Origin of the sequence: Bacillus solimangrovi (assembly GCF_001742425.1) — a bacterium.
Taxonomy (GTDB): Bacteria; Bacillota; Bacilli; order Bacillales; family Bacillaceae_N; genus Bacillus_AV; species Bacillus_AV solimangrovi.
Genome location: NZ_MJEH01000002.1, coordinates 89075 through 112758, shown reverse-complemented (window position 1 = coordinate 112758; position 23684 = coordinate 89075). Strand labels below are relative to the sequence as shown.

Below are 23684 nucleotides of genomic sequence, written 5' to 3'. Positions count from 1 at the left end.
AATTGATAGTACATAAGTAACTGTTAATAATGAATTTAATCGTTACAAGGAGGTTGTTTATGAAGGTTTATATTGCAGGAATACCAAGCTTTGCTGGTGCTTTATATTCTGGTACTGAAGCTGCTCCACAATCGTTTCGAAAAGCAGACATTGTATCATATTTTGAAGATGCTGTTGATTTAGGAGATATACCATTATCAAATCATTTACCAAGGCATAATGTTGAACCAATTCGAAATTGGCCTGCTCCGAAGTTAGTTTGGGATCAAATTGAAGAACATTCAGAGAAATGGTTTAAAGAGGACTCATTTACCCTTATTTTGGGTGGGGATTGCAGTGTAATAACAGGAGTAACATCTCGGTTTTATCGTCAATATGAAAAACATACTTATGTACTATCAATTGATGGACATATCGATTCCACACCACCTACTTCGTCTGTTTGTATTGGAGCTGCAGCGATGGGGTTATGGTTCTTAACAAACGAAAATCCATTTTATAAAAAACCTAAGCAATTTGATAATGGACACATTGCAGTTCTCGGTTATGCAGAAGACAATTTACATAAAGACATTCAAACAAAACGTATGACACTATATTCTCTAGAAGATATCAAAAAATTAAGTATTGAAAGAGTAGCAAAGCTTTATCTAGCAAGCATTCCTAAGGATGCAAGAGTGCTTATACACTTTGACCTTGATGTCATAAGTAGTGATTTTCTACATGCTGTATACATGCCAAGTGAAGAGGGCTTATCAGTTGAAGAGATTGAATTACTTCTCTCAATAATTATAGAAGATTCTAGGGTTATTGGAATGGTTGTAACAGAGTTTTCTAGTTTAAAAGATGCAAAAGGTGATCAGGCGAAGCTCGTTACATCGATTATAGGGAAAGTATTGAAAAATAAGGTTTCTTAACGTAATTCATTTGGCCCTCAAATATATATGAATAGGTTGTTGATTATTACGTCATTAAATTTAATTAAAATTTATATATAAAAGTAACTTATCTTGATTATTTAAAACCCAAGATAGGTTACTTTTATTTTTTGTTATCTCATAATAAAGAAATTTCAAATCCTCTAAAATTCTTCTAAATTGTCTAAGTTATTACTTTTGATACCGTCTGGTTCACTCCTAATAATGTCGCGTCCATATTTGTGAAATACATCGACATGTGCTAGTTTACCTGCCTTTGCTTCTTCAAGAGCGGTGACATAATCTAATTCCCGACCAGAATTCGTTTTGAAAGCGATTAAATCTCCTTCGCTATTTTTTCGTACAGCTACAATTTGCTCTTGATTTGGCTGTACATCATTATTCAATTCATTTGTAGCTTGATCTTGTGACTGCTGCACGTATTTATTGTAGGATGCTTCAAATCGGTCATTCATTTTTCACACCTCCATCACTTTGTTTTGATAGAAGTATTATCACCAAAATGTTTACTTATTATGTTGAAAAAGGGAAGGTTATGTATGAAGAAAGGAGCTATAACGTCCTAACTTCAAGTCAATCAGTTTGTAGATGAAAGTTGATGGAGAGGGTCTGTAAGATATTCATCAAACATTACGATTTTAGAATCATATGAAAGATGTTCTTCATAAGTTTGTAATAAATTGTTGTGAAACTCTTGAAGTGATTGAACATGTTCAATACATTGCTGTGAGAACAAACCAGAACGATTAACTAAGATTGCTTTGTATTTTTCAACTAATTTGTACGTTTTTCTTAGTACTTTTTTTACATGGTTAATTCTGTATATATCTTGTAACTCATTCAGATAATTATGAATGTCTAGTTGCAAGTTATTGATTACCCTTGAATTAATACTTTTGTTTTGCTGATCATTTTCTAGAGTCAAAAGGTAATGTTCTAACATGATGAGGTCAGATTTAATAGGATTATTAGAAAAACTGTGATAAATACGAAACGTATTATAAGCATCATACATTGGATTGTGTTGTTCACCTACGAATGTTAAATCATATAAAGATAATGCGTTCTCTACTGACATCGGATTCTTTGAAACTCTTTTTGAAAATACAGCTTGGAAGTCCACATACCGATTTTTTATTTTTTTTATAGTAGATAAAGGAATATTAGCAAATTCTGCATCAAGTTGTAAACGTGTAAAATCATTACTAGACCAAGAAAAAAAGCGAGAGCGTTTAATACCGTGTACCCAAGATAAGAACTCTGAAAATACGGTTTTAAAATTATTTGCAGATCGTATATCTGAATTATGAATTCCGGTTAAATTCTCACAAAATCTACTTAACGATTTAAAATCTTTCGGTTTAATATATCTATCAAAATAAGTGATAGCCTCAGTTTCTAAGTCGTACTTAACTGCACCTAAGCGAATAGCATGCATATCCTTATATGGCATCCCTCTGTTTGAACATAACATTTCGAAGTCAAAAAAGATAAATTGGTTCACTTTTGTCAAACAATCACTCCTCTTATTTGTCTTGTATGAATGAATGCGGAAAGTATGTACATTTTATTATAATTTATTAGTTAAGCAAAAAATAGATGAAAATTATTCCGAAAAAGCGTAATTTATAAGTGGACATCATTAATATTAAATTTGCTGAACTAGCACAACCAAATGATGGTAATACAATAGCTGTAAATTACAATGCCAATCGTGAAAGTGTAAGGTTTTTACTGGTAGATTGTCCTGAGACCTCCCATATGTGACTTGGTGAACAGCCCTACTGCAAGGAGGCAAAAGAATTCACTAGAAATTTAGTGGGAAATGCACGTAAGATTGAATTAGAATTTGACATTGGGCCACAAAGAGATAAGTATGGGCGATTATTAGCTTATGTTTACGTTGATGAAAATTTGGTTCATTAAATAATGGCTTAGCTAGGGTGGCATACATTTACCAACCTAATACTCGCTATGTCAACCAATTTACTGCTATTCAAAAACAGGCACAACAAAACGGTATTGGTATTTGGGTAATTGAAAATTACGCTCAAGAAGACGGTTTTCACACTGAATTAATGGAATCCAAAGGTAAAGAAAATAATCAAGTTAGCGATGGCTGTCTAATAAAAGGTAATATAGGGTCAGAAAAAATTTATCATACACAAAATTCGCCTTAGTATGAACAAACCAAACCAGAAATAATGTTTTGTACTGAAGAAAAAGCCGTTAAAGCTGGTTTTCGTCCCCCTAATCAATAAGAAAAGGTAGTTCCGTTTTGTTAATTGATCATTCTTTACAGAAAATATATTACTAATATTTGAATTACTTCTTTATCCTAAAGAATGGTGATATGCACAAATTAATTTTGTGCATATCACCATGAGTGTCTACCGATAAACAAAGTTGTTTTAAATTATTTTTATTCCGTAACAGCGCAATGTTGAATAATATTGTCATGTAGTGTTAGAACTATTCGACTTATTAATCATTGTGTTTTTTAATTTTTCCTCTCAAATACATCACTTACATTAGTTTAAAGGGACAATAGAATGAAAATAACCGCTAAAATAGCAGGGGTTCCTTGTTTGATGAATATCCCTTTATTTGCTGTCAAAGCTCCAAATACGGAAGCAAGTATCACGCATATTAAGAAAAATAATTGGATCATAATTTTGCTTGAATCTGGAACAAAAAAAACTCCCAAGAACAAACCAGCAGCTAGAAACCCATTATATAAACCTTGATTTGCAAATAGGGTCTTAACTTTTGGAATTTCGAGAATATCTTTTGTGACTCCAAAAGTTTTTTGAGCTACTCTACTTGTAGAAAAAAACATCTCAAGAATCATGATATATACGTGCTCGATAGCTACAAGCAAAGTGAAAATAATAGCTAATAAATCCATATACACACTCCTTTTACATATTAACTAAAACATTATTCTATTATATGGTCCTATACACAATAAAGAAAGGTCATTATTCTAAATATTATTATTAAAATAACAATTATCTCCGTTATCTAATTTATTGAAAGATGTAAGTAGGATAAGCGCCTTGTCATATTTCTATGATAGGTTTCCAAACGCTCTCCCCCGAACCGTACGTACACCTCTCAATGTATGCGGCCCTCTGCATATTACCTAAATGTTTAAAGTGGGAAAATAACTGCATCCCGCTCCTTATCTCGTACTTCTCATATTTCTTCTGGATGAGCATATAATCTAGGGAAATTATAGGGGGGATATGTTTGTATAAAAAATGGATCATTACAGGTTTAATGTCTATTATCACGATAGTTACTTTTTGGGGGCAACCAAATCAATCATTCGCTAATTCATTCGATCGAGAAGAGGTATTTCAATTTTTAGAAGAAGCATATGCAGCTCAACTCTCACTAAATGAAAAGTATCGAAGTTTAGATGAAGTACATAAACACTTGAATCCATATTTTACAAAAGATTATACGAATATCTTCGTAACAGAACGATTATTTCATGATGATGAAGGTTACTATTTACCTGGTTCGGATAGTTTCTATGCATTCGTTCCACATTTTAAATTCAACGAACGTACAAAAATAGATATGATAGATGAACATACTTTAATAGTGTCAGAATGGTTTGAAGCAAATAATGAAGGACCATGGTCTTGGGATGCACATGAAGAGGATGTAATTCTAAAAAAACAAGATGGTACATTTAAGATATATGACATTAACGGTATCTTAGCTTATCATAACGAACAAATTAGTTTGAAAATCAACGGTAACAGAATTATATTAGCTCAAAATCCGATTATTCAAAATGAACGTACATTGATTCCTCTTAGAGCAGTATCTGAACATCTTAACGGAGAAGTATTATGGGATAAACATGATCAAAAAATTATGATACAAAAAGGCGATAAATTAATTAAGTTATGGATTGGGAAGAAACAGGCGTTTGTGAATGAAGAAGCGATTACATTAGATACACCAGCAATAGTAGTGAATAATCGTACAATGGTTCCAACACGTTTTGTAAGTGAAGCTTTGGATGCAGTAGTGGAATGGGAAGACTATTCAAATACTATAAATATTCTAAGTGAAGATGTTATAACGAAACATCAAGCTGAAGATCTCGTACGAGCATATGTACAAATTCCTGAAATATCAGAAACAATTGTCGCATTTGATCATATGGAAGGTGATGAATACGTCATACATGTTTACGATGTAGTTGAACTAGAAGGGGGAGGCAGTCATACTGCAACAATTGGTTGGTATTATGTTCATGCAAAAACTAATATGATACGGTCAATGTTTTGATAAATTATTTTATTTTCTAGTATTTTAAAGAACACATTCACCCAATTTCACATGAATCTTTGAACTAAGGGGATTATAAAAGGAAAGTTCCCTTTATAAGTAGTAACTGGCACTTTAAGAGATTACTACAACATGATAAAAGTCAGTTTTAATTCTGAAGGAAATACTATAATTATTTTCTTACAGAGACTAATGTTCAAAGTTCAAGTTTAATTAGGAGGGATGTTTTTGATAAATCCAAGTGGTGAACAAGTGTCACCGAACACGAAATCGGATCAGTTAACAGATGTAGGTTTTGGTGGTCACGAAGTATTTGATGTTCAAGAAGTAATTGCAGGACTTATTAGTTTACTTGATCAATATCAAATGTATGAGCAATATATTCAGGATACGGAATTGAAAAGGATTTTACAACATCAAACTGCTTTTCTTACTCATATGTACAATTCGATTATTGATTGTTTTAAAAAAAATCGTAAGACAATTTCACCTATTGAAAAATATGAAATGACCTTAAATGTTAATGTAACTTTTGGAATTAAGCCAAGTCAACCACTCAAACCCAATCAGTCGGTGAGCGAACTATCAGAACGAGGATTATCAGCATATATGTTAGGTCACACAAAGTCACTAGCTTCACTTTTTGCGATGACTTCGTTAGAAATGCCAAATCCTATGATGCGACGTATCATAGCAAATAATGTTTCTAATTTGATTGAAATGAGTTATGAAATATTTCTTTATCAAAATAAGTACGGATATTATCAAGTTCCACAGTTAAAAGAACAAGATCTTAATTATATTCTTAATAGCTATACAGCTGTATTGAACCCAAGTAATAACTTTCACTGAGAGTGAACATGCTGAATGTAAGGATAGCTCTTACATTCAGTTTTTTTACATATATATAACATAAGTTCTGAGAATAATTCACATATCTTAGTTTAATACTGCTATATACGATTGATCGTATAAGTTGAGTAGTTTTATTATATCAACATTCTTGATAATAGAAAGATTGTTAGTGTTACATACACTGTTGATAATTATACTATTTTTCTATTAATAAGATCTGAAAGGAGAAGGTAATTTAAAATGGGAACATATTTAAGTTACATAATATTAGGATTATCATTGTCTGCACCAATCGGTCCAATAAATGCAGCACAATTGGACAAGGGTATTCGATTTGGATTTTTGCACGCATGGATTGTTGGAATAGGTGCAATGGTAGCAGATATTTTGTTTATGATCCTCATCTATTTTGGCATTACTCAATTTGTTGATACGCCTTTAGTAAAAATATTCCTTTGGTTATTTGGTGCATTTGTATTAACTTACACAGGAATCGAAAGTATCACTCAATCGAATACATTATTAAATGAGAAGAATGAAGTTACTCATGAAACGAAAATAAAGGCATTTCGGACTGGGTTTCTCATGGCGGCATCAAATCCGTTAAATATTTTATTTTGGTTAGGAATTTATGGTTCAATTTTAGCTCAAACATCAACTACATTAGGAACATATCAAATTTTAATTTATAGTACGGGAATTTTTTTAGGAATCACTCTTTGGGATGTAACGATGGCAGCAATTGCTAGTGGGGCTAGAAATCTATTTAATACGAATATACTAAAGATAATAACAATCATCTCAGGTTTGTTTCTTATAGGGTTTGGACTTTATTTTGGTCTTCAAGCAATAAGTCTTATACTTAACTAGACAGACACCCAAAATTATCCTTTCTCATAAAATACCCTGTGTATTTAAGGGGGAATGGAAAATGTTATTAACAAAAAGTTTGGTTGAGGACAATCTACATGATTTTAAGCCGTGGCAACAGCAAGCATACAAACATCTATGTACAATGTTTTGTAATGAAGAGAACCCTTATCCATGTGTCCCTGGTAAACAATCATTTTCAGATGATACATTAAGGTTTTCCTTTATAGACGATCCTAGAGAGGATGAATCAATTACACAACTTGCTAAATTGTTACAGTATTATGGAGAAATATCTAGAGACACAGGAAAGTACGCATCTTTTGCAGCTTTGTTTGATACGAGGGCAGTCATGAAAGAGGGAGCTAACATCGAAACTTTCAGAGCATTACTCTGGTCAATTTTATCTCGACTTCATCGTCTTGATGAGCAACCTTGGCCAACTAACATTCCAAAAGACCCACATGATCAAGCATGGGAATTTTGTTATGAAGGTGAACCTTACTTTGCTTTTTGTGCTACACCTGCTCATTCTAAGAGGAAAAGTCGCTACTTTCCTTACTTGTTAATTGCATTTCAACCACGTTGGGTTTTTGATGAGATTAATGGGTCTACTAGTCTTGGACGAAAATTAAAAATGGCAATTAGGAAGCGACTTGTTAACTATGACAAAATGAAACCTCATCCCGATCTAATGTGGTACGGAGAAAAAGAAAATTATGAATGGAAGCAATACTTTTTGAGCGATGATGATTCATCAGCTGCTCAATGCCCCTTCATGGCTATGAAAAATAAAATTAAAAGTTTACGTTCTTAATTGATGCCTTTCCTCTGTTTTATCCACGTTGTTACAGCGATAATTATAAGAAAAACGATGCTAACAAAGAATCCTATTCTACTGATTTGATCAAATAATGTACCACTAACAGCAGCTAAGATAAGAATGAACGCAAATATGACCTTAATTCGGTCATATACGGATTTGATTAATAGTTTTGAAAAGGAAAACAGAATGAACATCCAAGTGTACAAAAGCATTAATCCTGCAGCTGTTGTGATATATTCAAATATCTTATCAGGTAGTAGTAACGCAATCACAATAGAAACCGCAACAATCGTTGATGTCAGAATAAAGGCAGGGAGGGGGACCTTCAATTTCCCTCTGCGCGCAAAAAACTTTGGAGCGTCACCCTCGTCTGCTAATGTTACTAACATTGTCGTTACACCATAAAGAGATGCAACCATTGTCGAGAAACCAGCAATGATTAACATACCATTAAAAAAATGGATTAACCAAGTAATATTAAAGTGTCCTAGTGTCGTCAATAATGGACTCTCGTCTATGTTAATCGCACTTATTGGAGTTAGTTTTAAAATAAGATAAATAGATAGAAGATATAACAACGTTAAAGCGATGATCATAAATTTTCCTGCTTTCGGAGCGTCCTTTGGATCTTTCAATTCTTGTGCCATTAAACCCATTACTTCTATACCGCCAAAACTGTAAAATGCATATAAAAGAGCGACCCAAAGACCAATTCCTCCGTGAGGAAGACTTAATTGTGTTGACGATTGAAACACACTTTCACTTTGATTTGAGAACAAAATAAAACACGCAACAATGATAAACATAATAATTGCAGAAAGTTTCATAATTCCAAACATATTTTCCATTTGTTCTACCTTTTGAACACCTAACAAAATAATGAGCAATCCTAATATTGCGAACACAGCAGCAAAAATCCAAATCGGAATATTAGGAAGCCAGAACTGTGCAAAAATTGCAATCGCAGTTAATTGGCTACCCATTATAAGCATTTCAGCTGACCAATACATCCAGCCGTTACTGAACCCTGCCCATTGCCCGTAGGCGTGTTTTGCATAAGTTCGAAATGAACCTTTCTCAGGATGATTTGCTGTCATTTTTGCAAGTGCTTCGTAAACTATCCAAGTTCCAATTCCTGATAATAAGTAAGCGATTAAGACAGCAAACCCTGCTTTTTGAATAGCTATACTCGAACCTAAAAAATATCCAGTTCCAATGATACATCCTACTCCGATAAAAGATAGCTGCCACCAAGATAAATTTGATTGTTTAGACGCTTGACTCATTGTGAGATCTCTCCATTTATTTGATGTCTCTAGTTTGAGGTTATAAACATAAGATTATGTTAAAACTGTCAAAATTGTTTTGTTACTTAGTCACAAATTGTCGTTTCATTTTCATTAACTATATTAAGTTTAAAAGTGATAGTATTGCCGGCGAACTTTATTTGAAAATATGGCATGAGCATACTTAAACAGGAAATGATATATAAATAAATAGTTCCCTAAAGGAGTCAAGGTTGAGATGAGGATTAATCCAAATTGTTGGGATGAATTTTCTGAACTTAAAACGGTAATTGTGTGCTCTCCTTCAAAGATAGATATTCCAGATAAGCAAACAGCAGAATATATGCAATGGAAGAAGCCTGTTAAAATGAAAAAAGCTCAACAGGACTTCGATAATATGGTTAATGCATTAGAAAAAGAAGGAGTCAATGTCATCGATTACTCCAAATATTTACCTGAACATGATTTGTCATTTCATAACAAGCTCATAAACCGAGTTTATGTTCGCGATTTGGTGTGTGTATTTGGAAATATTGTCCTTCCAGGTGAAGCAGGCACATCTATGAGAAAACCTGAATATGTTCTATCTCATCAATTGTTTCAAACGTGGCTTGATGAAGAGACTTTTCCTGTTCAAGTTAATAACTCATTAACAGCACTTGAGTATGGTGACGTTATGATATTAAATAATGATGCAGTATTGCTGAATACTGGTGTTCGAACGAGTATAGACAGTGTATTTGAACTAAAAGATTCTATATTTAAAGCAGGATTTTCAGAAATTGGTGTGATTGATTTACCTAGAAGATCTGACACATTACACATAGACATGAATGGTAATGTTGCAGGAAAGGATCTTTTCATTGCTAAAAGCTATATGAAGTTTCTACCGATTCAAGTGTTAACTGAAAAGGCTTCTACATATCAAATGGCAAATGAATTTTTGAATCGACATGGTTTTGATATTGAATGGACTACTGAAATTACACATACTTTAGCAGACATTAATTTTCTAAATATAAATTCAGAAACGATCTTAATTAGTAAAAAGGCAAATCAAAATATCTTTAAACATCATCCAAAATTACAAAAAAAACGCTTCATTGAAATAGATGTGAATGAATTGGAGAAGGGAGGGGGAGGTATACGTTGTATGACATTACCTATAGAAAGAGGTAACTATTCTTAGTAAACAGATGATTTTATCATGGGTTTGCTATATTGTGGGAATATGATGTATAATAACCGTATTGAATTAGTAGTATATAAAAAGACCGAGTGCGTGAACACTCGGTAAAAGCAACTACACGCCGCATGAAGAGCGGCTGACCAAACAGAATAATTAACTATAGAAAAAAGTAACTATCCTATCCTTTGGTCGGGGGCTGGACGGTTACTTTTTTCTTGTTTCTTTAACGATCTCGATAACAAGATTTAATCCATTAATTAGAACTAAACTTGAAGTTAAAGCTATTGCAATCGCTTCATAAGTCGTCATTTTACCACCTCCCTTCTAATGGGAGATGGTCAACCGCCCAACCGCTTTATGTAGTTACTTACATAAATTGTAACAATTTTAACTAGGTAAATCTAGTATAATATACATATTGTTTAAACTATTCCTTATTCAGTAAATAAATGGAGTTATTAGGAGGGTGGTTGGTATGACAATCATCTTATTATTAGGTATCATTTGTATGTTTTTTCTTTTAGTCAATAAACCGCATATATCAGTTTTTTTAAGTGAAAAGATTATATTAGGAAAAATATTAGAAAAATCAAAATGGTTTCAGAACTATAAGTATGCTGGTATATTTCTATTCATAATGAATGCTTTTTTGTTTAGTTGTACAATCGTAATACTATACTTATTGATGAAATTATCAATACCCTTTTTGCATTTAATAGTAATGTGTGCAGCAGTAATTATTAGTGTTATTGTTTGGTTTTCAGTTTGTCAAGCATGGAATGGAAGTAAGAAACAACAACTTATGGTTGGATTTGTCGGAAGCAGTTTTTATCTAATTTTAACGATTATCTTTGTCTATTGGTTAGTTACTTTAAAACCATCTCATCCCGATGAAGATATGTTTATGGCAATGATAGGATTATTTTTTGCATCTATTGTTACTAGTGTAGCATTTTTAGTCTGTTTCATTATTACTGGCTTTCCTATTGATAAAGTATTCTCGGATCGTTCATCAAGAATTGAGTCATAGTAGCTTTCATTCTTATTTGTGAGATTATGGCTAGAAACTGATATAGAATAGAAATTACTAGTTTGGATGTAATGGAATTATAATTCAAAAAAGTAAATTTTATGTTATCTTTCATTGAAATAAATAATTTAATAGAATTAATTGTGGAGGTAGATTAGTAATGGTTAAAAATATATCAATATTAGGTTCTACTGGTTCAATTGGTACAGCAGCTTTAGATGTTATTTCTCGTCATTCTGATAAATTTAATGTAGTTGGTTTAACAGCTTATTCAAATATTAGCAAGTTAGTAGAGCAGATTCATGAATATTCTCCTGAAATCGTATGTGTACAATCAAATGATTTGGCGATTGAATTAAGGAAACAAATTAGTAAAGAAGTTGAAATCGTTATTGGAGAAGAGGGGCTTTGTAACGTAGCATCTTACTCAAAAACAGATGTCACATTAACAGCTGTAGTTGGTATTGCTGGGTTAAAGCCGACAATTGAAGCACTTAAAGCAAAGAAAGATATTGCTTTAGCTAATAAAGAAACACTTGTAGTTGCTGGTCAGCTTATCAAACAATTAGCAAAGGAAAATAATTGTAGATTATTACCTGTTGATAGTGAGCATTCTGCTATTTTTCAGTGTTTGAATGGAGAGAATGCAAAATCAATTTCTAAAATCATTGTTACAGCTTCTGGTGGAGCATTCCGAGATAAAACAAGAGAGGAAATGAAATCATTGAATGTAGATGATGCACTGAAACATCCGAACTGGTCTATGGGAGACAAAGTAACCGTCGATTGCGCTACATTAATGAATAAAGGCTTTGAGGTAATGGAAGCCCATTGGTTCTTTGATGTTCCCTACGATGATATTGAAGTGCTCATACACAAGGAAAGTGTTATTCATTCTTTAATTGAATTCAATGATGGATCCGTTCTTGCTCAGTTAGGTGTTCCAGATATGAGGGGCCCTATTCAATATGCACTAAATTACCCAAATGGTAGATTAGATCTGCCAATAAAAAAGTTAGATTTATTGGAATTCGGTAAACTCCACTTTGAGGCTCCTGACAATAAGAGATTTCCGTGTCTTCAATTTGCATATGAAGTTGGAAAGCAAGGTGGAACTTACCCAGCAGTGTTGAATGCAGCGAATGAAGTCGCAAATGAGCTATTCAGAAAACGAGTAATTGACTTTTTAGAGATCGAAAAAACGATTCGTACGACTCTAGATGCACATGATTCGATTAACGACCCTAATCTTGAACAAATATTGCAAGCTAATGAATGGGCTCGAAAGTATTCTTTTCAAGTAATAGAAAATCAATTGAAATCAAAAATCTAATTTCAACGATCACATTTTAAATATCTCAATAGCTCGCACTAGTTAGAAACTACTTACTTTAATAACATAATGTAAAATAACTCAACATTTTAGAAGGGTTTTAACTTTATATAGAGAATGAGTACGAATGTAAGTTCTTATATCTTTTGATGATGCGAAAGGGGCATAATCATGTCTTCTAGTATAGTTGAGTTAACAATATACAAACCAGAACATTTAGAATCGATGAACAAATTTTCATTACCAAATGAACAAATACAATTTACTGCTCTTCCAACTGATATATTAGAAGTAACAGAAGGGCAACATCGAATTGTTATTTTAAGTCATGGTCAGCCTGTAGGTTTTTTTATTTTACACGCTACTGATAGAGTGAAAGAATATACTGATAATAAACATGCACTACTCTTAACAGCTCTATCTATTAACCATTCTGAACAAGGTAAAGGATATGCAAAAATGGGAATGCAAAGATTAAAGTATTTCGTAAATCAAACATTTCCGAATTACAATGAAATCGTATTAGCAGTTAACCATAAAAATTTAGCAGCACAAAAATTGTATGAAAAAGTAGGCTATATAGATACAGGAAGAAGAAAAATAGGTAGTATTGGAGAACAATATATTTATAGTTATCCTATTTAATTAATAGAATATCTACTATAATGATATACCGTTTGCAATGATGAGATTTTTTTGGGAATAACGATGATGTTTGATGATTTTGTATTTGTAGAGAGCGTACCTAAGAGCATGATTAGAAAGTATAAACATAAAGTCCAGTTCAGATAATAGATGTTTGAAAAGAATACGGTATTGGAAGTTTTGGGAATGGTTATTTATGGATTATAAATCCGGAAGAATATATTGAATTATTAGAAGATGCATATATAAGAGAAAATTATGCTATTTCCATATTCACTACAGCGATGGGTGACATCATTGTATGGGAAAATGGACAATTACTTTTACTTAATTATAGAAGTCACTGATGAATTTGATCATTTCTTTGATGACTTGAATGATGAGAATTTTTTACACGAGGTACTGGATAGGTCTCCTTACCCTGAAGCTGTTGAGAAATATGGAGAGACTGCTTTTAATGAATGCTTTGGTTACTAACAATCGGTGGAGCAGAGAAGGTAGAAAATTCAGATAAGGTTAAATTGGTTGAACATTTATATTTAATATCACACTTTGTAGGAACAATTGAATAAGAGTATTAACGTAATAGTATTCACAAATGACATGTGCACAGGTGAGAAAATGAATAAATCGTTTTATTATCTTTGGGTTAATATTTCTTTTGGAAAGCTTTCAATATCTTTATTAATTATGACTATCACTTTTATAATCTTTTTAACTACGAATTCTGCAACGTTTGCTTCTCTAGTTATGCTAGTATACGTAATCGGAAAACTACTGAGTAGTTTTATCTTACCTGTGATTAGTGAACGTGTAACATTAAAAAGGATAATAAACGCATCACTTTTTATTCAATTACTTATTATCGTACTAATATTGGTTTTATTAAAGATTGAATTTATACAACTATTACGAGTAACGCTCATTTATTCACTAGTTGGTTTGTTAGGATTTATGGACGGGTTTTGTTCCCCAACTAGAATGGCACTTATCCCTGAAGTAGTAGAAAATAAGGTTTTAGGTAGAGCAAATAGCTTGATTAGTACAACCGACCAAACCTTCTCTTTACTCGGATGGTCTCTAGGAGCAGTTGTCATTCATTATTATGGTGGCAATGTGGTTATAATTTCTAGCTTAATATTGGGGATTATTTCATTTCTTTCATCATTACAATTTGAGACAAATAAAATAAATAAAACGAAATCTAGAATGAAATGCAAGTACCTGATTATAGGGTGGTCTATTTTGTTCAGTAAACAAAATCATATGAGAACAATTACAGCAATGGATGTTATAGAAGGTATTGCTTCAGGTATTTGGGTTGGTGGAATCACATTAGTATTTGTACTTGATGTATTGCAAAAAGGAGAACAATGGTGGGGATTCATTAATACTAGCTATTATGCAGGAAGTATATTAGGTGGGATATTAATCGCTTTATACTCTAAAAAACTTCAAAAACATTTATTGTTTGGAATTGTTATAGGTTCACTCTTAGTAAGTATTTTAGTATTTTTATATGCTATGAATAGTAATGCTTGGATAGCTCTTATTTTAGTAGTTTTAATGGGTCCATTTTATCAATTAAGAGATATATCTCAACAAACATATATTCAAACGGTTACTGCACGTAATGAATTATCTAAAGTATATGCAGCGAAAGATAATGTCTATTATTTAATTTTTGCATTTTCAGTGTTCATAACAGGATTGATTTCAGACTATTTAGGTGTCGTTTATGTTTATTATTTTGCATTTTTCTTATACTTGCTGTCTACAATTGTTGCTGTTACAACGTTTCGTAAAGATATGAATAACAAAGTTTTAAAAACTGAAAGTCAGGGTTAATCATTATGAGGGATTTCGTTTAAAAGTATCAATAGGGGTGATAGAAAATGAAAAGTATTGTTGTCAAACAATTTGGAGGTCCTGAAGTTTTAAGAGTTACTGATGTTGAAATACCAAACATTAATAGTGACGAAGTATTGATAAGAGTGGAAAAAACAAGTGTGAACTTTGCAGATATTAAGAAACGTACTGGAAAAAAAGGTTTAGGAAAATTCCCTTTTACACCAGGGTTAGATGTCGCTGGAACGATTGTATCCGTAGGAGAGAATGTTAATAGCTTAATAGTTGGACAAAGAGTGATGGCTTTTCCCACTAATGGCTCATATGCGGAATACGTTGTTGCAAAAGAAATATTAACGTATGAAATACCAGATAATGTTGATTTTTCAATAGCTGCAGCGTGTCCAACTGTATCTATTTTATCCTATAAACTACTTCATGACATAGCAAGATTACAAGAGGGAGAGAATGTACTCATTCATGCAGCTGCAGGAGGAGTAGGAACGACTGCGATTCAGTTAGCAAAACTGTTAGGAGCAAATAAAGTCATAGGTACTGTTAGTCATGAAGATAAATATATCGTAGTGAAAAACGCTGGAGCAGATCATGTGATGTTATATGAAGATTTCCCAAAGAAAGTTAATGAACTTACTGATGGTAAGGGAGTAGATGTAATACTAGACTCAGTGGCAGGTGAAACCTCAGAGTTAAGTATGCAATGTTTAGCGTATTATGGAAGATTTATTCATTTTGGCAATTCAAGTGGGGTTATAGGTAGTTTTAAAACAAATGAACTTCATGCAAGTTGTCGTTCTGTCTTAGGATATAGTTTAGGAACGACAAGACAGAAAAGACCAGCAGATTTAAAGAAAGCTGCAAAGAAAGTTTTAGAGTTTATTTCAAACGAACAATTACATATTCAGATTGGTGCTGAATTCCCATTAGAGCAAGCTAACCTCGCTCATTCATTTATAGAATCAAGAAAAAGTACGGGTAAGGTTATTTTGAGTGTTAGAGATTAGTCTTACGGATAAAAAAGCTAACGAATTATACATAGAGTACACGCATTGCTCTTAATTTTGAATTTATAGTAGAAGATGCTTTTTACTATAAACCGATAACTCAAAGTTTTGAATAAGCAAAAATAATACTAAAAAGTAAAGTATGTGAATGTTTATAAGGAGTCTGTAGCAATGAAAATAACTAATTACGCAACAATAGCTGATAAATATGACAATAATCAATATAGAGTCGATGAAATAAGACATGACAATGACTTAAAAAGGTATTTTGACCAAAACAATAAAACAGAATATCGTGTACTAGATTTATCTTGTGGTACAGGTCTTTATCTTCAACAACAGGTAAATCACTATAAGGAAATGAATGTACATTGGAGTGGGCTGGATCTCTCAAAACAAATGTTGAAAAAGGCTGAAGAAAAACTTGATCATGTTACGTTAACAAAAGCTGATGCACATAATATGCCATATTCAGATGAATCATTTGATTATATTTCAAACAACTATGCATTTCATCATTATAAAGATAAGGGAAAAGTGTTAAATGAAATACATAGAGTGTTAAATTCAGGTGGTATTTATAAACTACATAATATCGCAATTCATGATATGCCAAAATGGTGGATCTATCATTATTTCCCAACCGCATATTATGAAGATTTGAAAAGGTTTTGGACGAAAGATGTTATATTTAATGAACTTTCTCAAAGAGAATTCGAAGTGAATATGAAGATAGAATATAAAATGCAGGAAATAAAGGTTGCAGACTATTTGCATTATGTTAAGAACAGAGATATTTCAATTTTAACATTAATAAGTGATACTGATTACGAAGAAGGATTAGAAAAAATGAAATACGATCTAAAAAATAACCCAAATAAAACAATTGTAAATGACTTTGCAGAAATATTTTGTGTTGCAAAGAAATGAAGTGAGTAATTGGGAGTGAAAATATGTTTGAAACTAAAAGAATATGCCTTCAAAAAATGACAATGAAGGATATAGAGAAGTACCATAGTTGGAAAAACGACATTGATGTAATGACAAATACATCACCTTATCTTGATACATACACTTTTGAAGAAACCGAAGAATTCGTAACCAATGTAATTTTAAATAACTCTAATTCAAAAAGTTATATAATAATAGACACTGAAACTAATAAATCTATCGGGGTCACTTCATTAGTAAATATAGATTGGAAAAATAGAAATGCTGAATGCATAATTGATATAGGTGAGAAAGATTATTGGGGGAAAGGACTCGGTAAAGAAGCCTTATCATTGATATTGCAATATGCTTTTTCAGAACTTAACTTAAATAGAATAAGTCTAAAAGTATACTCTTTTAATAAAAGGGCTATCAACTTATATACTAGTCTTGGTTTTACAATAGAAGGAGAAATAAGGAAAGATATCTTTAGAAATGGGAAATGGCATAACACTATTTTAATGGGTATTTTATCAGAGGAATACTTTACGGTAATGGAATATTAGAAAACGGTTATTAGCAGGATTTTGATGAGACAATATGAGGAATGAAATGAAGGTGGGAAAATGAGTAATAAAAGAAAAAAAGATATTATAATTGATATATTAACAATAATCCCTGAAATTATAATTTTTCCTCTTAAAATGTTAGGAAAATTATTAAAAAAATTTATAGATTGGAATTAAAAGAATAGCTCACCTTTAGCACGTATAAATTTAATTGTTTTCAATTTAAACTTTGTATTTTCAATAATTTCTTCAATGGTTTTAACATGATCACCATGAATATATCCTCACAAAAAATAGTCTCAATTATCAAATAAAATTATAAAAATACCGCTCCTTTGTAAATGCTATTGCTCCAAACATACAGGGGGAAAATGCTGTTCTGTAAAGTTAATCATTTAAATAATAAGATTGATTAATGATGCCATGATTGAAAACAGTCTAATTATAGATTATTACTAAAAGGATAAAGTAAAATTAATTCCAAGAATAGAGGTTCTTACAGAAAAGAAATTGGTTGTCATGAAAATGTCCTTCACTAATGACAGAACGTCAATACTTTTGAGAAGTTTTATGCCGAAACATAATTTATTTAAGAATCGTGTAGATCATCTGTTTGACTTAATACAATTTTATAAGGAAGTATTAGATTTTAAGAATCTTAACCCATGCTTTACCGAAGATTATAATCCAACAGATTCGAATGCTAAAGAGGAAGTATGGGTTCCTATAAAATAAACATAATTAAAAAAACTATAAAGATTAACTGGAATAAGAAAATAAAAACCCAATTTTTCTAATCTAATATAGAAAAATTGGGTTTTTACATAGGATATTGTTATTTAATTTGTTCAAATGCTTTTACGTATAATTGAAGCTCCGTCATTAATCCATCTACTAACTGGACAGCTTCATCAGTTATTACATCATTATCAATATCAAAATAAACTGGATCTAAAATAAGTTGTTTTGGTATCACATTTGCATAGACTCCTCGAGCCGTTGTTCTCATATTATTTAATGCATTCATACCACCTTTTCCACCCCCTGCAACTGCTAATAAAGCAACAGGCTTATGACGGAAGTATTCACCACCTAAGAAATCTAATGCATTTTTTAATGCTCCACTCATCGCATTATGATATTCAGGTGAAGTTAACACAACTCCATCTGCCTCTTTGATAACACTTCTGAGACGTAGTACTGATTCTAGTATTTCTTGTTCGCTCTCACCATTATATAAAGGCAATGAACCGTCACTCAAATCGATTAGTTGCGAACTATATTCCTTTGCAATAAACCGAGCTACAATTCCTGTTCTACCTGATTTTCTTGGACTTCCATTTATAACTACAAGTTTCATATCATTTTCTCTCCTTAAATAATCATTTTGTATTTTTAGTATAACTTACCTTTTGTAGGAAGAAATCAGTGATATTACGTAACATTATCTACACATTTTGTCCGAACTATTTTCTGAGATAGCTCCGACTAAAGTCTGAAATTACGATAACGTCTTTTAAAATGTAGTCATATTTACGAAAGAAAAGGTAGTGGATTAGTTAATGTAATACTTAAAAATGATTATTATAAAATACATTTAGTTAAAATCACCTATAATTTGCGAATTGGAGAAATTAATGAAATGATTACTTCAATTCCTTTTGCAATTGCAGCAACGATGAATACTCCTCCAGCATAATAATGATCTGCCACAAAAACACCGACCATAGCACCTAAAGGCATGGCTAAACGAGTGAATACTCTTGAAAAACTTAGTACCCTACCTAACATTAACTTTGGTACACTCTCTTGACGGATTGTCATAACTAACGTGTTCCAAGCTACATTACAAGTCATTACTATACCTATAGCAATACCAGGTGCAAGCCAAAAATCACTCAAAATTGCAAAGGTAAATCCTAAAGTACCCATCAATAATAGGATTGGAATAATTAGACCTCGTCGTAAAACATGTTCTAGAGGTACGACTATAAAACTTCCTAAAAGACCACCAACTCCAAGCAGTGCATAATTTAAACTTATTTGTTTCGCATCTAAGTGTAGCGATGAAAGTAAATAATACATAAGAACAGCATACATTGCGCTGTACCCAAAATTACCCACCATTGCTTGTAATGAAAAGCTTAAATTTAGTCGATCTTTCACTAACCAATTAAAACCTTCTTTCATATCTTTTAGTATGTTTCTTATATTATTTTTTTCGATGTTTTCCCCCAATTTTGGTAGTTTCAAAATTGCAAAAAAGGTAAGTACGAATGAAAGTACATCGAGCCAAAGAATATTAAATCCACCTATCATCGCAATTAAGATACCAGCAAGAATTGGACCCATTATGTCAGCTAATTGATTGACTAATTGGAATGATGCGTTTGCCTTTGTTAGTTTTCCATTTTTTGAATCATTTATTATGTTAGGGATGGAAGTAACAACAGTTACGTCAAATAATAAACTTAAAACGGTCAAACAAAATGAAATGACATAAAGATGCCATACTTGTAAAATATCAACATAGTGAAAGATAGGAATAAGAGAGATCAAAATAGCTCGTAATATGTCTGAAAATAACATTAAATTCTTACGATCCCATCTATCAACTAATACACCAACAATAGGACCAAACAATACGATTGGAAGAACACTAACGGCATAAAGTGATCCCATAATTAGAGCTGACTGTGTTAACTCGAACGAAATCCAAGGAATAGCAAATGTATATAATGCATCCCCAATCCTTGATATTAATAATGAATAAAGAAAAGTATAGTATGGACTGAAGATTTTCTTCATCATAAGTTTTTCTCCTTTAGAGTTTCTTACATTTGGATGACGTTAAAACTTATAATAATCTAAATAATTATGTAAAAAGGAATGCGAATTGTCTGACTCTATGTATTATTGTAAGACTAAATCAACCAAAAGTCGTAGATAATGATACTGTTTCAATTTGATGTAAATATTAACAAAAGATCTATTATTAAATTATAAAACAATTTGAAATAAGGGGATGATTTAAATGATACAAAATCTTTACGAAACACATTTACAAGTGAAAGATTTAGATAAAAGTATTGAGTTTTTTGAAAAATTAGGATTGAAGCTGGCACATCGAATAAACGAAAGAAAATGTGCATTCTTTTTTATCGGAAATAAAGAGCAAATGATCGGTATATGGGAAGTTCCAGAACAACAAGAAATTGAAAGACGTCATTTTGCTTTTAGTGTAAGCCTAGATGATTTATCAGAATCGATAAAATGGTTGAAGAAAAATGAAATAAGACTATCTGAAGATTTTTTCGGAAGGGAGCCAATTGAACCGATTGTTTTTGCTTGGATGCCTTCTGCCTCGGTATATTTCTATGATCCTGATGGGAACGATTTAGAATTCATATCTATGTTAGATGGAGACCCAGCTGATATAGATGAAATGTTATATTTAAGTGAATGGAACGAATTTAGAAATAAGGTTCTTAAATAGTACTCATCACATGTCAGCAAATTAAATGATGTACCATGTGAGCACTGTTACAAATAATTGATAAAAATAGAGCTATAATATCTTGAGAGATTTAGAGATGTAAAAAAGGTTATTTAATCTTGACTAACTTAAAAAATAGAGAAGAATATATTCGTATATTGAGATTTCTTCATTTCAAAAAGAGGTCAACCTAGGTTAACCTCTTATCATTTTTAATGTTGATATTAAAGAGTTTTTATATCTTTAATTAAATCGAAAAATCTCTGAATTTCATATTAAAATGTAAATTGTCCCTCAGTCAGTTCTAGATTAATACTAGCAGCAACTATACTACCTGAAGCAGCAGCTATTATTAGTTGAGTGGATGTACCAGTTGTTGCTTCACCAGCTGCGAATAAACCAGGTATAGAACTTTTTCCCATAACATCAGTCTGAATTGCATCATTGTCATTTTTTTCGTAATCAATATTATTTAGAAAGTCTAACTGTGGAAACCACTTTGGCGTAATGAAACTCCCTGTACGCTTGAGCCAGGTTCCATCAGTAAATTGTACTTCTGCTAAATGTCCATCATTTCCATGAAACCTTTCAACCACTTGTTCAGTTACGATAATATTCTTAGCAATTATTTTTTGTTTTTCTTCTTCATTTAAAATGCTTTTCCCATTTGTACAAACGATCAGATCATGACTCCAATTGTAGAGAAGTTTAGCTAAGTGATATACTCTAGGTTGATCAGATACTACAATTAGTGGACGATCTCTAAGTTCCCAACCATCGCAATAAGGACAAGAATAAATACTTTTCCCATAATGTTCCTTAATCCCATTAATATCTGGTAATACTTCTTTTAAACCTGTAGCAACAAGTACTTTTCGAGATTGAAATTGACCTTGATCTGTTGTAATTAAAAAGCTTTTTTCTATTTTTTTTACTTCCGTAACTACATCATTGTAATGTTCTACAGTTGGATAATTTAATACTTCTTCGTAAGCAATGCGTCGAAATTCCGCTGGTGTTACACCATCTTGGGTAAGATAACCGTGAGAAGCATGAGTAACAGCGTTTCGTGGTTGATTCGCATCAAAAAGTGCAACTTTTCTTCTAGCTCGCCCTAAAACTAACGCAGCATTTAACCCAGCTGGACCTCCACCTATAATGACACAATCGTAAAACATAAAATTCCTCCATTTCTTTTAAGTATATTAAAGAGTTTTTATATCTTCGATTAGAGGTAAGAATAGACAATGGGTGTCAATCCACTGTCTCATTTTTTATTAAGTCTGCTATTGTTGTGTTTCTCAACTTTTCTTCCATTTGTTCTTCTGCTGCAACCATGACTTGCTGAATAGGACAACCTGAACCATGTCCAAAGTGGCAGTCAAACAAGGATGCTTTACCTTCTATTGCTTGAATAATTTCTAGAAAAGAAATCGATTCCCAATTATGTGTTAACGAATACCCACCATTAACGCCTGATACTGAAGTAACCATACCTCCTTTTACTAATTTTGTTAAAATTTTAGAAAGGTATGTCGGAGAGACATTTTGTTGTTCAGCAAGCTGTTGTACACCAATTGGTTTATTGGAAGATGACGACAACGCTAAGTGTAACATCGTATGAAGAGCATAATTTGTTCCTCTTGAAAATTTCATGTTCTTAGCCTCCAATCAAAGACTTACAAGGTATATGATATCTCTAAAGGAGGGTAAGTGTCAAACAATCTACCGTTAATAAAGTATTAATAATCTGAAATTAATGAAAATTATAAAGATTGGTGCATAATTTATTCATAATATCAATATTCATAATATGTATATAAAATAAGAAGTATTTAATAACGTGTCAACTAATGATAGAACGCATTCTTTAAGACTGAGGAAAGTCCACTAAGTTCAGGAAACAAATCAGCGTCACTAATTAATATTTAAAGGAGTGTATTATGCAAGCTAAAGATGTGATTCTAGGTTTATTAAAAAAGAAAAAAATGTCTGGATACGATATAAAAAAAAGATTTGAAGAAGAGTTTTCTTATTTTTTTGATTCAAGTTATGGCAGTGTGTATCCTACATTAAAAAAACTAGAGGAAAATGATCTTATAAAAAAAGAAACAATAATTCAAGAAGGAAAGCCAAATAAGCATATTTTTTCTATTACAGAGAAGGGTGAAAAGTTATTTGAAATGTATTTGCATAGTGAGGTAAAAAGAGACAATATTCGTTCAGATACCTGTATGAGATTATATTTTGGAGAGTTTATGGATGTGAGAAAGCAAATCAGTCTAATCGATAATGCTATTTTACAAAATAAAAAAACGATAAATAAACTAAAACAAATGTATGTACAGCATAATGAACAAATGTCAAACACACAAAAAATCAGTCTACAAATAGGTATCGAACATCAAAGGAGCCAAGCGAAAGTTTTACTAGAAGGAAAACAAAAGTTAGTGAACGAATTAGACTAGGTTAATTTAGTCATAGTCTGTTAGTATTCTAAAAATAACCTGGAAACAGAAAATTAAGGAGGAGCTAA

Annotated in this window: 28 protein-coding genes; 20 read left to right on the top strand and 8 right to left on the bottom strand. The window is 31.9% G+C overall.

Annotated features, from left to right (window positions below; translation table 11 throughout):
- The first annotated feature begins 59 nt into the window (after positions 1-59).
- Positions 60-917: an arginase family protein gene (locus tag BFG57_RS01090; protein WP_069715607.1), complete on the top strand. Its 858-nt coding sequence runs from the start codon at positions 60-62 to the stop codon at positions 915-917.
- A 164-nt stretch (positions 918-1081) separates the two neighbouring features.
- Here BFG57_RS01090 and BFG57_RS01085 read toward each other — a convergent pair whose 3' ends face one another.
- Both BFG57_RS01085 and BFG57_RS01080 read right to left on the bottom strand, forming a co-directional pair.
- Positions 1082-1393: a DUF3892 domain-containing protein gene (locus tag BFG57_RS01085; protein WP_069715606.1), complete on the bottom strand. Its 312-nt coding sequence runs from the start codon at positions 1391-1393 to the stop codon at positions 1082-1084.
- A 122-nt stretch (positions 1394-1515) separates the two neighbouring features.
- Positions 1516-2442 (bottom strand): 3'-5' exonuclease, encoded by a 927-nt coding sequence (locus tag BFG57_RS01080; protein WP_245676681.1) that lies wholly within the window; start codon positions 2440-2442, stop codon positions 1516-1518.
- A 314-nt stretch (positions 2443-2756) separates the two neighbouring features.
- Between BFG57_RS01080 and BFG57_RS19365 the strand changes: the two genes are divergently transcribed.
- Genes BFG57_RS19365 through BFG57_RS19705 form a run of 3 tightly spaced genes read left to right on the top strand, consistent with a single transcriptional unit; the run spans position 2757 to position 3199 of the window.
- Positions 2757-2864 carry a thermonuclease family protein gene (locus BFG57_RS19365; protein WP_281186590.1) on the top strand — a complete coding sequence of 36 codons (108 nt, stop codon included), beginning with the start codon at positions 2757-2759 and terminating at the stop codon, positions 2862-2864.
- A gap of 17 nt (positions 2865-2881) precedes the next feature.
- Positions 2882-3118: a hypothetical protein gene (locus BFG57_RS19185; RefSeq protein ID WP_069715604.1), complete on the top strand. Its 237-nt coding sequence runs from the start codon at positions 2882-2884 to the stop codon at positions 3116-3118.
- Positions 3119-3142: 24 nt separating this feature from the next.
- Positions 3143-3199 (top strand): hypothetical protein, encoded by a 57-nt coding sequence (locus tag BFG57_RS19705; protein WP_483771156.1) that lies wholly within the window; start codon positions 3143-3145, stop codon positions 3197-3199.
- A 275-nt stretch (positions 3200-3474) separates the two neighbouring features.
- On the opposite strand, the gene BFG57_RS01070 is transcribed toward BFG57_RS19705, so the two are convergent.
- Positions 3475-3846: a DUF1304 domain-containing protein gene (locus BFG57_RS01070; protein ID WP_069715603.1), complete on the bottom strand. Its 372-nt coding sequence runs from the start codon at positions 3844-3846 to the stop codon at positions 3475-3477.
- Between the two features lie 344 nt (positions 3847-4190).
- On the opposite strand from BFG57_RS01070, the gene BFG57_RS01065 reads away from it, so the two are divergent.
- From BFG57_RS01065 to BFG57_RS01050, 4 genes are all read left to right on the top strand, one after another.
- Positions 4191-5249 (top strand): DUF3993 domain-containing protein, encoded by a 1059-nt coding sequence (locus tag BFG57_RS01065; RefSeq protein WP_069715602.1) that lies wholly within the window; start codon positions 4191-4193, stop codon positions 5247-5249.
- A 222-nt stretch (positions 5250-5471) separates the two neighbouring features.
- Positions 5472-6101: a spore coat protein gene (locus tag BFG57_RS01060; RefSeq protein WP_069715601.1), complete on the top strand. Its 630-nt coding sequence runs from the start codon at positions 5472-5474 to the stop codon at positions 6099-6101.
- Positions 6102-6344: 243 nt separating this feature from the next.
- Complete coding sequence (locus BFG57_RS01055) at positions 6345-6974, top strand: LysE family transporter (protein ID WP_069715600.1); 630 nt, start codon at positions 6345-6347, stop codon at positions 6972-6974.
- 61 nt (positions 6975-7035) lie between these two features.
- Positions 7036-7791, top strand: a complete 756-nt coding sequence (locus BFG57_RS01050) for a YqcI/YcgG family protein (protein WP_069715599.1) — start codon at positions 7036-7038, stop codon at positions 7789-7791.
- On the opposite strand, the gene BFG57_RS01045 is transcribed toward BFG57_RS01050, so the two are convergent.
- Entirely contained in the window at positions 7788-9086 is a 1299-nt protein-coding gene (locus BFG57_RS01045) for an amino acid permease (RefSeq protein WP_069715598.1), read from the bottom strand. The genes BFG57_RS01050 and BFG57_RS01045 overlap by 4 nt on opposite strands.
- Positions 9087-9324: 238 nt before the next feature.
- On the opposite strand from BFG57_RS01045, the gene BFG57_RS01040 reads away from it, so the two are divergent.
- The 10 genes from BFG57_RS01040 (at position 9325) to BFG57_RS01000 (ending at position 17649) form a co-directional block, all read left to right on the top strand.
- Positions 9325-10275, top strand: a complete 951-nt coding sequence (locus tag BFG57_RS01040; protein WP_069715597.1) for an arginine deiminase family protein — start codon at positions 9325-9327, stop codon at positions 10273-10275.
- A 475-nt stretch (positions 10276-10750) separates the two neighbouring features.
- Positions 10751-11305, top strand: coding sequence for a hypothetical protein (locus BFG57_RS01035; RefSeq protein WP_069715596.1), 555 nt, complete (start codon positions 10751-10753; stop codon positions 11303-11305).
- A gap of 160 nt (positions 11306-11465) precedes the next feature.
- Positions 11466-12638: a 1-deoxy-D-xylulose-5-phosphate reductoisomerase gene (locus BFG57_RS01030; RefSeq protein WP_069715595.1), complete on the top strand. Its 1173-nt coding sequence runs from the start codon at positions 11466-11468 to the stop codon at positions 12636-12638.
- A 168-nt stretch (positions 12639-12806) separates the two neighbouring features.
- The gene (locus tag BFG57_RS01025; protein ID WP_175428237.1) at positions 12807-13283 is read left to right on the top strand and encodes a GNAT family N-acetyltransferase; all 477 of its coding nucleotides are present in this window, start codon (positions 12807-12809) and stop codon (positions 13281-13283) included.
- A gap of 170 nt (positions 13284-13453) precedes the next feature.
- Positions 13454-13630, top strand: a complete 177-nt coding sequence (locus tag BFG57_RS19535) for a hypothetical protein (RefSeq protein WP_425388452.1) — start codon at positions 13454-13456, stop codon at positions 13628-13630.
- Entirely contained in the window at positions 13572-13760 is a 189-nt protein-coding gene (locus BFG57_RS19700) for a T6SS immunity protein Tdi1 domain-containing protein (RefSeq protein ID WP_483771155.1), read from the top strand. Before BFG57_RS19535 ends, BFG57_RS19700 begins: the two co-directional genes overlap by 59 nt.
- 144 nt (positions 13761-13904) lie before the next feature.
- Positions 13905-15131: an MFS transporter gene (locus tag BFG57_RS01015; protein ID WP_069715593.1), complete on the top strand. Its 1227-nt coding sequence runs from the start codon at positions 13905-13907 to the stop codon at positions 15129-15131.
- Positions 15132-15178: 47 nt separating this feature from the next.
- Positions 15179-16153: a quinone oxidoreductase family protein gene (locus BFG57_RS01010; RefSeq protein WP_069715592.1), complete on the top strand. Its 975-nt coding sequence runs from the start codon at positions 15179-15181 to the stop codon at positions 16151-16153.
- 171 nt (positions 16154-16324) lie between these two features.
- The gene (locus tag BFG57_RS01005) at positions 16325-17083 is read left to right on the top strand and encodes a class I SAM-dependent methyltransferase (protein ID WP_069715591.1); all 759 of its coding nucleotides are present in this window, start codon (positions 16325-16327) and stop codon (positions 17081-17083) included.
- A 23-nt stretch (positions 17084-17106) separates the two neighbouring features.
- Positions 17107-17649, top strand: a complete 543-nt coding sequence (locus tag BFG57_RS01000; protein WP_069715590.1) for a GNAT family N-acetyltransferase — start codon at positions 17107-17109, stop codon at positions 17647-17649.
- A gap of 838 nt (positions 17650-18487) precedes the next feature.
- Here BFG57_RS01000 and BFG57_RS00995 read toward each other — a convergent pair.
- The gene (locus tag BFG57_RS00995; RefSeq protein ID WP_069715589.1) at positions 18488-19012 is read right to left on the bottom strand and encodes an NADPH-dependent FMN reductase; all 525 of its coding nucleotides are present in this window, start codon (positions 19010-19012) and stop codon (positions 18488-18490) included.
- Between the two features lie 251 nt (positions 19013-19263).
- On the bottom strand, positions 19264-20463 hold the full coding sequence (locus BFG57_RS00990) for an MFS transporter (RefSeq protein WP_069715588.1): 1200 nt from the start codon (positions 20461-20463) through the stop codon (positions 19264-19266).
- 223 nt (positions 20464-20686) lie between these two features.
- On the opposite strand from BFG57_RS00990, the gene BFG57_RS00985 reads away from it, so the two are divergent.
- Positions 20687-21148, top strand: coding sequence for a VOC family protein (locus BFG57_RS00985; RefSeq protein WP_069715587.1), 462 nt, complete (start codon positions 20687-20689; stop codon positions 21146-21148).
- A 275-nt stretch (positions 21149-21423) separates the two neighbouring features.
- Here BFG57_RS00985 and BFG57_RS00980 read toward each other — a convergent pair whose 3' ends face one another.
- Both BFG57_RS00980 and BFG57_RS00975 read right to left on the bottom strand, forming a co-directional pair.
- A complete protein-coding gene (locus BFG57_RS00980; RefSeq protein ID WP_069715586.1) occupies positions 21424-22326 on the bottom strand; it encodes an NAD(P)/FAD-dependent oxidoreductase in 903 nt (300 codons plus the stop codon).
- A gap of 76 nt (positions 22327-22402) precedes the next feature.
- Complete coding sequence (locus BFG57_RS00975) at positions 22403-22804, bottom strand: Rrf2 family transcriptional regulator (RefSeq protein WP_069715585.1); 402 nt, start codon at positions 22802-22804, stop codon at positions 22403-22405.
- A gap of 287 nt (positions 22805-23091) precedes the next feature.
- Between BFG57_RS00975 and BFG57_RS00970 the strand changes: the two genes are divergently transcribed.
- The gene (locus BFG57_RS00970; RefSeq protein ID WP_069715584.1) at positions 23092-23616 is read left to right on the top strand and encodes a PadR family transcriptional regulator; all 525 of its coding nucleotides are present in this window, start codon (positions 23092-23094) and stop codon (positions 23614-23616) included.
- Positions 23617-23684: the final 68 nt, after the last annotated feature.